Source organism: Brevundimonas sp. (assembly GCF_046293315.1).
Classification (GTDB): domain Bacteria; phylum Pseudomonadota; class Alphaproteobacteria; order Caulobacterales; family Caulobacteraceae; genus Brevundimonas.
On record NZ_JBKBPF010000022.1, the window covers coordinates 1 to 10,934 of the forward strand.

A 10,934-nucleotide genomic window follows, 5' to 3' on the forward strand; every position below is an offset into this window, starting at 1 on the left:
GCTGCTCGCGGGCGGCGCGCTCGCGGGCCTCCGCGTCCCGGTCGGCGCGGGCCTGGGCGGACGCCGTACGCGCGGCCTCGGCGGCGGCGCGGGCAGCGGTCAGGTCGGCGCGCAGGGCGTCCAGGGTCTCCGACGGCGTGTCGGCGGTCAGGGCCTCGGTCTGGGCGGCTTCGGCCTCGGCCATTTCAGCCTCCAGCCGCACGAGAGTGTCGTCGAGCGCCTGGGCGCGGGCCTCGCGGCGCGCCTGATCGCGGTTCAGGGCCTCGTGCCGATCGCGGGCGGCGGCCACGGTCTTCTCCGCGTCGAACGGACCGCGCCGGGCGGTCTTCAGCAGCTCCTCAGCGGCGCGGAAGGCGTCGGCGGCGGTCTTCTGGGCGGTCTGGGCGGCGTCGAGGGCGGGCTTGTCCCGGTCGATCTCGCCTTCCAGCTCGGACAGGCGGGTGCGCTGCTCCAGCCGGATGGCGGCGGGGCGCGGCGCCTCGGCCCGGGTCACGAAGCCGTCCCAGCGGAACAGGTCGCCCTGAACCGTCACCAGACGGGCGCCCACGGGCAGGGCCTTGGCCAGATCCGGCGCGGCCTCCCGCGCGGCGACCCCGCACCAGCCGAGGCGGGCTGACAGTTGTTCCGGCGCCGTGACCTTGCCGGCCAGCGGCTCCACACCGTCGGGCCATGCAGGCGGCGGCGCGTCCGAACCGGCCCAGTGGGCGGCGGCGCGGGCGTCCAGGGCCGCGTCCAGATCGTCGCCCAGGGCGGCGGCCAGGGCGGCTTCATAGCCCCGCTCGGCCCGCACCCGATCCAGCGCCGGGGGAAAGTCCCGCTTGGCGGCGGTCAGCAGTTGGGCCAGCCCCCGCGCTTCGGTCTGCAGACGGCCCAGACGGTCCTCCAGCTTGCGCGCCTCCTGCCGGGCCTCGGCCTCGGCGCGGGCGGCGTCGCCCCGGGCGGTCTCGGCGCTCTCCACCGCCTCGCGGGCGCCGCGCAGGTCCTCCAGTGTGGCGTCCAGCGCGGCGCGGGCCTCGGCGATCTCGGGCGTCTCCAGCGGGCCCAGCGCCTCCCGCTCGCGGCGGGCGGTCTCAAGCGTCTGGCGGGCGCGGCTGACACGGGCCTCGGCGTCGCGCTTGCGGGCCGTCTCGGCGTTGGCGCGCGCCTCCACGGCGGCCAGCGCCCCGGCCTGGCGCTCCACCTCGCCGTCGGCCGCAGCGCGCGCCTCCTCGGCGATCTTCAGCGCGGCCTCAAGCTCGGGGCCCCGCTGGGGGGCGGCCGCGATCTCGGCCTGCACGGCCTCAAGCTCGGCGGCCAGACGCGCCAGTTCCCGTTCGGCGTCGGCGGCGGCGTCCTCCTCCCGCCCGGCGTCGGCGGCGATGCGCGCCTGATCGGCGGTGATCCGGGCGATCTCCTCGCGCACAGCCTGTTCGGCCATGTCCAGCCGGTCCCGCTCCAGCGTGGCGCGGTGCAGCAGGGCGGCGGCGACCGCGTCTTCCTCCCGCGCGGGCTTCAGGGCCTCCTGGGCGGCAAGCGCGGCGGTCTGCGCCCGCGTCGCGTCCCGGGTCGCCTCGGCCACCGCCTGGTCCGCCTCGGCCAGCTCGGCTTTCGCCGCCTCGGCTGCCACGCGCGCGTCGTTCCAGCGCACATAGAGCAGGGCGGCCTGCAGCGCCCGGATCTCGGCGGAGATCTTCTTGTACTTCTCGGCCTGACGCGCCTCCCGCTTCAGACGGGCGAGGGTGGTCTCCAGCTCGCGGCCGATGTCGTCCAGCCGCTCCAGATTGGTCTCGGCGGCGCGCAGGCGCAGCTCGGCCTCATGCCTGCGGGTATGCAGGCCCGCCACCCCGCCCGCTTCCTCGAGGATGCGGCGGCGGTTCTGGGGCTTGGCGGCGATCAGTTCCGAGATCTGGCCCTGACGCACCAGCGCCGGCGAGTTGGCCCCGGTGGAGGCGTCGGCGAACAGCAGTTGCACGTCGCGGGCGCGCACCTCCTTGCCGTTGACCTTGTAGGTGGAGCCCTGACCTCGATCGATCCGACGCGACACCTCCAGCAGGGGCGCGTCGGTGAACGGCTGGGGCGCGCGTCGCTGGGCGTTGTCGATGGTCAGCAGGACTTCGGCGTGGTTGCGGCTGGGCCGCCCTGAGGCCCCGGCGAAGATCACGTCGTCCATGCCCTGGCCGCGCATGGCCTTGGCCGAGTTGGCGCCCATGACCCAGCGCAGGCTCTCCAGCACATTGGACTTGCCGCAGCCGTTGGGCCCGACGATGCCCGTCAGGCCCGGCTCGATATGGAATTCCACCGGGTCCACGAAGGACTTGAAGCCCGCGATGCGAAGGCGGAGGAATTCCACGGCGGATCAGCCGCCCTGCTCGATCAGGGTCGTGATGGCGGCTTCGAGACTGGCCAGGTCGCCGTCAACCGGCTGTCCGTTTATGAAGAAAGTGGGGGTGCCCGCCACGCCCGCGTCTCTCGCCCCCTGAACCGAAGCGGCCAGATGTGCGCCTGCCTCGGGGTCGTTCAGGCAGGCCTGCAACTGCTCAACGCCCAGATCGCCGGCTTCCACGGCTCCCATGAGCCAGGCGTCCGCGTCGCGGGTTTCGTACATCGCCGCCTGCCCCGACATGAGCGCGTCGACGACGGCCGGAAACTGCTCCGCCGTGGCGCAACGGGCCACAAGCGCCGCGGTCTGCGCCAGCTCTCGCGGCGCCGTGGGCAGATCGCGATGGACGAAGCGCACCTGTCCGGTGTCGATGAATCGGGCCTTCAACGCCGGGAAGACCTGCTCATGCCAGTTGGCGCAGTGGCCGCAAGTGAACGAGGCGTATTCGATCACTGTCACCGGCGCGTCCGGATCGCCGAGGATGCGGTCCTCCGCCGTGACCGCCGGAACCGGCGTCGAGGCCGCGACCGGCGCATGGTTGTGGCCCTGATGCGCGTCGCCCGCCGTCTGGGCCGCCACGCCCGAAGGCGGGGCCGCAGCCAGGATGACGGCCGCCAGAAGGGATGCGGCCCGGCTCACGCTCAGCCCTCGGCTTCGAGCAGCGGATCGATGGCCGCAGACAGGCCTTCGAGGGAGACGTCGGAAACGTGCTGGCCGTTGACGGTGAAGTAGGGGGTGCCCGTGACGCCCGCGCGCTGGGCCGCCTGGACCCGCTCGTCCATGGCCAGGATGGCGTCCTCGTCGGTGACGCACCGGGTGAACTCTTCCTGGCTCAGGCCCGCGTCGGCGGCGATGCGCAGCAGGCTCTCACGAGGCGACACGCCTCGCTGCCATTCAGCCTGGGCGCGCATGATCTGGTCCACCACCTCGAAATAGCGGTCGTCGCCGGCGCAGCGGGCCAGCAGGAAGCCGGCCACGGCGATGTTCTGGGGCGCGGTGGGCAGCTCGCGGAAGACGAAGCGCACGCGGTTGTTGTTGACGTAGCGTTCCTCGAACTCGGGCTTCACCTGCTCGTTCCAGGCGGCGCAGACGCCGCAGGTGACCGAGGCGTACTCCACCACCGTGACGGCGGCGTCCTCGCCGGCGCCCTTGGCCATGTCGCCCTCGGCCGGCGCGGACGCGCCGCCGCTGCAGGCGGCCAGGGCCAGGGTCGCGCCGACGGCGGCGATCATCGCGGCGCGGCGGTTCAGGAAGGTCGGGCGCATGGGCGGCTCCTCAATCAGATGAATTCGGCATGATCGCGCGATTCTCGGGCGTCGCGCGCTGGTCTCACAGTCGAGAACAAGGACGGCAAAGGTTTGTCAACGCTGATCGCCGCGCGTGTTGCGCATCACCGCCCGCCCCAGCTTGAGCAGGGCGGCCTTCACGGCGTCGGGCGCAGCGTCCACCGACCGGGCCAGCTCGGCCTCGGCGGCAGCGTCCAGAGGCGGGGCCGCACGGCTGCGGCGGGTGGGGGAGGCGGGATCCACCAGCCCGCGCACCGGCCCCTGCGAGATGCGCAGCTTTTCCACCGATCCGGCGCCCAGAAACAGGTTCACCCGCTCGATGATCTCCTCGGACTGGTGCTGGACCAGCAGGGCGGCGGCGCCCGCCACCCGCAGCTCCAGCGCGCCGCCCGCATTGCCGCGTCCCCTGGTCAGCTTCACCGGTTCGGTGACCCGGGCCAGCCGGTCGCCGACGATCTCGCGCCAGCGGGGCTGCAGCGCCTCGGCCCCGCGCCCGTATTTCTTGTCCAGTTCGCGGATGAAGGGCGCCAGCGACCGGCCGACCGGCGGGGCCGGGCGGGGCGCGGGCCGCGTCCGCTTGCGCGACAGAATCTCGCGGACCTCGGCGTCTGTGGGCAGTTGGCGGGGCATGGCCCTATATAGCCCCGATCATGATGCCGGACTCACCCCAATTCGTCCCCGCGGTCCGTGCGGCCCTGCTGGACTGGTATGACGCCCATGCCCGGGCCCTGCCGTGGCGGGTGGGCCCGCATGAGCGCGCGGCGGGGGTGCGGCCCGACCCGTACCGCGTCTGGCTGTCCGAGGTGATGCTGCAGCAGACCACCGTCCCCCACGCCACCGCCTATTTTCTCGATTTCACCCGGCGCTGGCCGACCGTGGCCGATCTGGCGGCGGTGGCGGACGGGGATTTGATGGCCGCCTGGGCGGGGCTCGGCTACTACGCCCGCGCCCGCAATCTGCTGGCTTGCGCCCGCGCCGTGGCGAGCGAGCATGGCGGCGTGTTTCCGGATGACGAGGCGGGGCTGCTGGCGCTGCCGGGGGTGGGCGCCTACACCGCCGCCGCCGTGGCCGCCATCGCCTTCGACCGGCCCGCCAATGTGGTGGACGGCAATGTGGAGCGGGTCACCGCCCGCCTGTTCGCGGTGGAGACGCCGCTGCCCGCCGCCAAGCCCGAGCTCAAACGTCTTGCCGCCACGCTGGTGCGCGATGACCGACCCGGCGACTGGGCCCAGGCGCTGATGGATCTGGGCGCCACCGTCTGCCGCCCCAAGGCGCCCCTGTGCGACCGCTGTCCGCTGGCGTTCGGCTGCGCGGCTTTCAGGACCGGCGATCCCGGCCGCTATGCGCTCAAGACGAAGAAGGTCGCCCGCCCCCGGCGCAAGGGCGCTGTGTTCGTGCTGCGGGACGGGCAGGGGCGGGTGGCGCTGGAGCGGCGACCGGACAGGGGGCTTCTGGGCGCCATGCTGGGCCTGCCTACCAGCGCCTGGGACCAGACCGGTGCGGGCGTCGAGGCCGCGCCGGTTCCGGCGGACTGGCGGGCCACCGGCGAGGTGGAGCACGTCTTCACCCACTTCGCCCTGACCCTGACGGTGTTCGAGGCGACCGGGCAGGGCGACTTCATCTGGACGGACGAGGACGAGGCCGCCCAGGCCCTGCCCAGCGTGTTCAGGAAAGCGCTGCGGCCGCCGCGATCTTCCCGGGCGAGCGGCGCAGCATCAGGGTGAACCCGACCGCCAGGGCGGCGGGCAGCACAGCCCAGATCATCCCGCCCACCGCCATGCCCGTGGCGATGGCCCACAGGGCGCCGATGATGAATTCGGCGATGCCCACAAGGATCGAGCCCTTGCCGCCCTTCTGGAAGTCGCGGCGCTGGGCCGGCTTCTGACGCCAGATGTTGATCAGGCCCGCCGAGGCCGAGGCGGCCAGGCAGCCGATCAGCACCACGCCCGTGGCCAGCGGCGCGATCACCGCCAGCCCCGCCAGCGCCAGCGCGGTCAGGCTCATGGCCGGGATCAGGGCGGCGTACAGCTTGGCCCGATCGACGCGGCCCTGCTGCACAGGAGCCGAGCGCAGCAACTCCGGGCTGTCCTCCGCCGAAATGGTGATCCATGAGAAGCTCCCCGCCAACTGGGCCGCCATGATCACCACCGCCCCCGCGCCGAAGGCCACGCCCACGCCCGACTGGGCGTTTCGGAACAGGATGAAGCCTAGCGGCAGCAGATACAGCAGCCGCAGCAGCACCTGGCTGATCAATTGCGGATCGCGTGCCAGCAGGCGCAGCTCTTTCTGCACCATCACCCGCGTCAGGCCGCTGGTGAAGGCGCGGTCGGCCACGCGGCGCGGCTTCGGCCCCGCACGGTCGCCCACGGCGGCGGCGGCGTTCTCGGCGAAGCGCCGCGCCAGCGCCGAGATGGCCACGGCGAACACGACCAGAGACGCCCCGACGAACAGGATCAGCGGCAGGGCCTCGCCCAGCAGGGCGCGCAGGGCCCAGGTGCCCCAGCCCCCGTCCTGAAAGGCGTCCGACGCGGCCCAGGACTGAAACAGTTCGGCGAGGCCATTGACGCCCTCGTCATCACCGCGCGGGCGGGCGAAGTTGTAGATCTGGCTGCCGAGAAAGGCGGAGGCGCCCACGACCCCGGCGGTGATCTGCGCCACCACCCGGGTCCGGCGCGGACCGATCAGTCTGAACAGGGCCATGGTCAGGCCCAGGCCGAGGGTGGTGGCGATCAGGGTCAGACCCGCGATCAGGCCGTACAGGGTCAGCCAGTGCGGCTGGCCCAGCGCCCACGCCGCCAGCACGAACGCGGTCACCAGCAGGTAGTAGAGCAGCCCCGTGGCCGCCGCGATCGCCGCCAGCCTTACGGTCAGCACCACCCGCGGATTGAGGGGCGAGGACAGCAGCAGGTCCATGTCGCCGCGCTGGTACAACGCCTGTACCGACGAGTTGATGGCGTTCGTCAGCATCAGGGTCAGGATCGCGCCCATGGCGCCGGTGGCGATCAGGGCCGCCATGGGGCTCGGTCCGAGGGGGAACCGCCAGACCAGAAACGCCAGCCCGACCCCGCCGCCCACAAGACCAAGCAGGCCGATGCCCACCAGCAGGATCAGCACCGCCTTGCTGCCGCTCAGACCTTCCTTCTTCTCGCCGGACTTGCCGTCCATGGCGCGCCAGGCCAGCCGCACCTCGTGCGCCAGCAGCCAGGGGACCGAACCCGCCTTCAGAAAGCGGATCATGCGGGGACGGGGCCGGAGGTCAGGTCCAGGAACACGTCCTCCAGCGTGCCGCCCTCACGGCCCGCGCGCGCGCCCAGCTCGGCCAGGCTGCCTTCGACCAGCAGACGTCCGTGCTGGATGATGCCGATGCGATTGGCCATGCGTTCGGCCACGTCCAGAATGTGGGTGGTCAGGATCACCGTGGCGCCGGTGCGCACCTTCTCCTGCAGCACGTCCTTGACCTGTCGGGCCATGGCCGCGTCCAGACCCGTCAGCGGCTCGTCCAGCATCAGCAGGCGCGGCTCATGGATCAGGGCGCCGGCCAGCGCCGCCTTCTGCTTCATGCCGCGCGAAAAGCCCTCGCACCGCTCGCCCCGATGTTCCCACAGGGCCAGCCACTCCAGCAGTTCCTGGGCCCGCTTGCGCGCGGTCTTCGCGTCCACGCCCCACAGCCCGGCCACGAACTCCAGATACTCCATGGGCGTGAGCTTGTCGTAGAGCATGGGCTCGTCCGGCAGCCAGGCGATCATGCGCTTGGCGGCGACGGGATCGGCGACGGCGTCCGCGCCGAAAACGCGGATCGAGCCCGCCGTGGGCTGGGTCAGGCCTGCCACCATGCGCAGGGTCGTGGTCTTGCCCGCGCCGTTGGGGCCGAGCAGGGCGTACAGCTCGCCCGCGCGCACGGTCAGATCCAGGCCATCCACCGCGGGGCGGGTGAAGACCTTCTTCAGGCCGCGCAGCTCCAGCGCGGCGACATCCGGTGAACTCATTACGCATCCCCTGTCGTCACTCGACGGTGACGCGCGCGGGGCAGGGCGTCAACGCATCACTGCATCCCGGCCCGCATCTGGGTGCGCAGGTCGTCGATGAGCTGGAAGCCCCGGTCGGTCTTGTAGCGCCAGAAGGTCCAGCCGTTGCACGCCGGGGCGTTGTCCAGCAGGGCGCCCAGCTTGTGGATCGAGCCGGTCAGATCGCCGTGGGCCAGACTGCCGTCGGCGCGCACGCGCGCCTCGCGCTCGCCCCTGGGGCAATACAGGCGGTCGCCGGGCCGCAGCAGTCCGGCCTCCACCAGGGCGCCGAAGGGCACGCGCGGCTCGGACTTTTTGGAGCCCATCACCGCCAGGTCCTCAGGGGCGGCGGGGACCACGGCCTTGATGCGCTTCTCGGCCAGCTTGGCGTAGGTCTCCTCGCGCTCGATGCCGATGAAGTGGCGGCCCAGGCGCCGGGCGGCCGCGCCGGTGGTGCCGGTGCCGAAGAAGGGATCCAGCACCACGTCGCCGGGCCGGGTGGCGGCCAGCATCACCCGGTGCAGCAGGGCCTCGGGCTTCTGGGTCGGGTGCGCCTTCTTGCCGTCCTCGTCCTTGATCCGCTCCTCGCCCGTGCACAGGGCGAAGGTCCAGTCGGAGCGCATCTGGGTGTCTTCGTTGAAGGCCTTCAGAGCGTCGTAGTTGAAGGTGTAGCGCTTCTGCTCGCGGCTGCGCGCGGCCCAGATCAGCGTCTCGTGGGCGTTGGTGAAGCGGGTGCCCTTGAAATTGGGCATGGGGTTGGACTTGCGCCAGATGATGTCGTTCAGCACCCAGAAGCCCAGGTCCTGGATCGCGGCGCCCAGCCGGAAGACGTTGTGATAGCTGCCGATCACCCAGATGGAGCCCTCGGGCTTGAGCACCCGGCGGCACTCGCTCAGCCAGGCGCGGGTGAAGGCGTCATAGGCGGCGAAGCTCTCGAACTGGTCCCAGTCGTCATCGACCGCATCCACCTTCGAATTGTCCGGCCGCAGCAGGTCGCCGCCCAGCTGCAGATTGTAGGGCGGGTCGGCGAAGACCATGTCGACGCTGGCGTCAGGCAGGCCCTTCAGCACCTCGATGCAGTCGCCCCTCAGAACGACATCGGTCTTGATACTCATGGTCGAAGGGCCCCGCGTGAACTGCAACGGTCACACTGGTGAATCATCGCGGTTAAGGACCGGTTGATTCCGTCGCGCTTGCGCCCCCGCCTTGACGCTTTAGGCTCCGCGACCAGTTCAGAATCTCATGGGGTGCGCCTGTTGTCCGTTTTTTCCCGTCTGGCGACGTCGGTCGCCGCCGCCTGCCTGTTCGCTGCCCCCGCCATGGCCCAGGACGCCGGGGCCATCCGCACCGCCGAGACCCTGCGCGACCGGGCGCTGGAAGGCACCATCGCCTATGACGTGGTCGAGCAGATCACTACCCGCTTCGGCCCCCGCATGGCGGGCACAGACGCCGAGCGCGCGGCGGCGGCGTGGGGCGAAGGCTATATGCGCGAACTGGGCCTGCAGAACGTGCGGATTCACGAGTTCCCCCTGGCGGTCTGGAACCGGGGCGTCGAGCAGGTCGAGGTGCTGTCGCCCTTTCCGCAGCCGCTGACCGTGACGGCCCTGGGCGGCGCCATGGCCACGCCGGCCGACGGCGTCACCGGCGAGGCCGTGATCTTCCGCACCTATCAGGATCTGCTGGACCAGCCCGAAGGCGCGCTCGAGGGCAAGATCGCCGTGGTGCTGCAGGACACCCCCCGGGCCCAGGACGGGCGCGGCTACGGCTCCACCTCCGTGATCCGGTTCCAGGGACCCACCGAGGCGGCGCGGCGCGGGGCGGTGGGCTTCCTGTTGCGCTCGCTGGGCACCCACGATCACCGCTTCGCCCACACCGGCGCCACCTCGGTCAGCGACGAAGCCGTGCCGGCCTTCGCCATCAGCCCGCCCGACGCGGACCAACTGGCCCGCATGGCCGCCATGACGGACGAGCCGATCCGCATCCGCCTGTTCTCCACGGCGGGCTTCACCGGCCACGCCTATTCCCAGAACGTCATCGCCGAGGTGGTCGGCAGCGAGCGGCCCGACGAGGTCATCACCATCGGCGGCCATCTGGACAGCTGGGATCTGGGGACAGGCGCCATCGACGACGCCTCCGGCATCGGCATCACCACCGCGGCCCTGAAGCTGATCGCCGACCTGCCCGAGCGTCCGCGCCGCACCATCCGCGTGGTCTGGTGGGGGGCCGAGGAAGTCAGCCAGCCGGCCCCGGCCCAGGGTCTGGCGGGCGCGCGGGCCTATGCGGACTCCATCCGGGAAGAGGCCGCGAATCATGTGGCGATTTCGGAAAGCGATTTCGGCGCCGGGCCGATCTACGCCCTGGGCCTGCCCGAGGGCATGGGGGGAACCGAGTTTCAGCGCGCCGCCATGCGGGTGCTGACGCCGCTCGGCATCGTCTGGGACGGCGCGCCGGCGCGGGGCGGCGGACCGGACACCGGCCCGACCGTGGCGCTGGGGGTGCCCGCCTTCAGGCTGGCGCAGGACGGCACCGACTATTTTGACGTGCACCACACCGTGGACGACGTGATTGACCGCGTCGACCCGGACAATCTGGACCAGAACGTCGCCGCCTGGGCCGCGTTGCTGTGGCTCATCGCCGACTCCGACGTGGACTTCCGGTAGGCTTCGCCCACGAAAAAGGGCCGGTGTCTTTCGACACCGGCCCCTTCATCCGATCCGTGAAGGATCAGGCGCTTTGCAGCTGACCCGCGGATTCCTTGCCCGAGCGCGCATCGCGCTCCAGCTCGTAGGAAACCTTCTGGCCTTCGTTCAGCGAGTTCATGCCCGCGCGCTCAACGGCCGAGATGTGCACGAACACATCCTTGCCGCCGTCGGTGGGCTCGATGAAGCCGAAGCCCTTGGTGGGGTTGAACCATTTAACGGTGCCGGTAGCCATATCATGACCTCCTTTAAGCATTGGCCGCAGGGGACATCCCTGATCGGCCTGTCGGGTCTGAATGGAAACGGCTGGCCTCAATGCGTCGCATAGAAGAACGGGGCGTTACGCAAAGAGATCGACCAACCCAAGATGGCGGAAAGCGAGGGCGAAAGCAAGGCGTAAGGCGATTTTCCACAAACAGCCGCCGGCCGGGAGGCGCAGGGCAGGGCAAACCAGGCCGGGCTGCGCCCCGGCGGACCGGCCTTGCGCCGCCATCGCAACAGCTCGCCGACACCCCGTTACCTTGGCGGCGAACCGCCGGATGGCTATAGGTGCGTTCGGCTCGCGGGCGTGGCGAAACTGGTAGAC

Annotated in this window: 11 protein-coding genes; 2 read left to right on the plus strand and 9 right to left on the minus strand. The window is 71.4% G+C overall.

Going from position 1 to position 10,934, the window contains the following annotated elements:
- The 4 genes from ACK4SE_RS13650 to ACK4SE_RS13665 all read right to left on the minus strand — a co-directional run.
- A partial coding sequence (locus ACK4SE_RS13650) for an AAA family ATPase (protein WP_409693802.1) occupies window positions 1–2,308 on the minus strand: 2,308 nt, incomplete at its 3' end.
- A gap of 27 nt (window positions 2,309–2,335) precedes the next feature.
- The gene (locus ACK4SE_RS13655; RefSeq protein ID WP_409693780.1) at window positions 2,336–2,998 is read right to left on the minus strand and encodes a DsbA family protein; all 663 of its coding nucleotides are present in this window, start codon (window positions 2,996–2,998) and stop codon (window positions 2,336–2,338) included.
- A 2-nt stretch (window positions 2,999–3,000) separates the two neighbouring features.
- Window positions 3,001–3,624, minus strand: a complete 624-nt coding sequence (locus ACK4SE_RS13660) for a thioredoxin domain-containing protein (protein ID WP_409693783.1) — start codon at window positions 3,622–3,624, stop codon at window positions 3,001–3,003.
- 96 nt (window positions 3,625–3,720) lie between these two features.
- The gene (locus ACK4SE_RS13665) at window positions 3,721–4,275 is read right to left on the minus strand and encodes a DUF721 domain-containing protein (RefSeq protein ID WP_409693785.1); all 555 of its coding nucleotides are present in this window, start codon (window positions 4,273–4,275) and stop codon (window positions 3,721–3,723) included.
- 20 nt (window positions 4,276–4,295) lie between these two features.
- Here ACK4SE_RS13665 and ACK4SE_RS13670 point away from each other — a divergent pair, with 20 nt between their 5' ends.
- Window positions 4,296–5,369 (plus strand): A/G-specific adenine glycosylase, encoded by a 1,074-nt coding sequence (locus ACK4SE_RS13670; RefSeq protein WP_409693788.1) that lies wholly within the window; start codon window positions 4,296–4,298, stop codon window positions 5,367–5,369.
- Here ACK4SE_RS13670 and ACK4SE_RS13675 read toward each other — a convergent pair.
- From ACK4SE_RS13675 to ACK4SE_RS13685, 3 genes are read right to left on the minus strand one after another with little or no spacing between them, the layout of a single operon-like run.
- Complete coding sequence (locus tag ACK4SE_RS13675; protein ID WP_409693790.1) at window positions 5,311–6,882, minus strand: hypothetical protein; 1,572 nt, start codon at window positions 6,880–6,882, stop codon at window positions 5,311–5,313. The genes ACK4SE_RS13670 and ACK4SE_RS13675 overlap by 59 nt on opposite strands.
- Window positions 6,879–7,631: an ABC transporter ATP-binding protein gene (locus ACK4SE_RS13680; RefSeq protein ID WP_409693792.1), complete on the minus strand. Its 753-nt coding sequence runs from the start codon at window positions 7,629–7,631 to the stop codon at window positions 6,879–6,881. Before ACK4SE_RS13680 ends, ACK4SE_RS13675 begins: the two co-directional genes overlap by 4 nt.
- Before the next feature lie 56 nt (window positions 7,632–7,687).
- Window positions 7,688–8,764, minus strand: coding sequence for a site-specific DNA-methyltransferase (locus ACK4SE_RS13685; protein WP_409693795.1), 1,077 nt, complete (start codon window positions 8,762–8,764; stop codon window positions 7,688–7,690).
- 132 nt (window positions 8,765–8,896) lie between these two features.
- On the opposite strand from ACK4SE_RS13685, the gene ACK4SE_RS13690 reads away from it, so the two are divergent.
- Window positions 8,897–10,309 carry a M28 family peptidase gene (locus ACK4SE_RS13690; protein WP_409693798.1) on the plus strand — a complete coding sequence of 471 codons (1,413 nt, stop codon included), beginning with the start codon at window positions 8,897–8,899 and terminating at the stop codon, window positions 10,307–10,309.
- A 64-nt stretch (window positions 10,310–10,373) separates the two neighbouring features.
- Here ACK4SE_RS13690 and ACK4SE_RS13695 read toward each other — a convergent pair whose 3' ends face one another.
- Together ACK4SE_RS13695 and ACK4SE_RS13700 are read right to left on the minus strand one after the other, a co-directional pair.
- The gene (locus tag ACK4SE_RS13695) at window positions 10,374–10,583 is read right to left on the minus strand and encodes a cold-shock protein (RefSeq protein ID WP_021698339.1); all 210 of its coding nucleotides are present in this window, start codon (window positions 10,581–10,583) and stop codon (window positions 10,374–10,376) included.
- A 105-nt stretch (window positions 10,584–10,688) separates the two neighbouring features.
- Window positions 10,689–10,934: hypothetical protein (locus ACK4SE_RS13700; RefSeq protein ID WP_409693800.1), on the minus strand; the 246-nt coding region annotated here is incomplete at its 5' end.

What these genes read in the sequence shown, in the direction of transcription:
- ACK4SE_RS13660 (WP_409693783.1), bottom strand. Translation starts at nt 3,624, where the DNA reads ATGCGCCCGACCTTCCTGAACCGCCGCGCCGCGATGATCGCCGCCGTC.
- ACK4SE_RS13685 (WP_409693795.1), bottom strand. Translation starts at nt 8,764, where the DNA reads ATGAGTATCAAGACCGATGTCGTTCTGAGGGGCGACTGCATCGAGGTG.
- ACK4SE_RS13675 (WP_409693790.1), bottom strand. Translation starts at nt 6,882, where the DNA reads ATGATCCGCTTTCTGAAGGCGGGTTCGGTCCCCTGGCTGCTGGCGCAC.
- ACK4SE_RS13680 (WP_409693792.1), bottom strand. Translation starts at nt 7,631, where the DNA reads ATGAGTTCACCGGATGTCGCCGCGCTGGAGCTGCGCGGCCTGAAGAAG.
- ACK4SE_RS13670 (WP_409693788.1), top strand. Translation starts at nt 4,296, where the DNA reads ATGATGCCGGACTCACCCCAATTCGTCCCCGCGGTCCGTGCGGCCCTG.
- ACK4SE_RS13695 (WP_021698339.1), bottom strand. Translation starts at nt 10,583, where the DNA reads ATGGCTACCGGCACCGTTAAATGGTTCAACCCCACCAAGGGCTTCGGC.
- ACK4SE_RS13665 (WP_409693785.1), bottom strand. Translation starts at nt 4,275, where the DNA reads ATGCCCCGCCAACTGCCCACAGACGCCGAGGTCCGCGAGATTCTGTCG.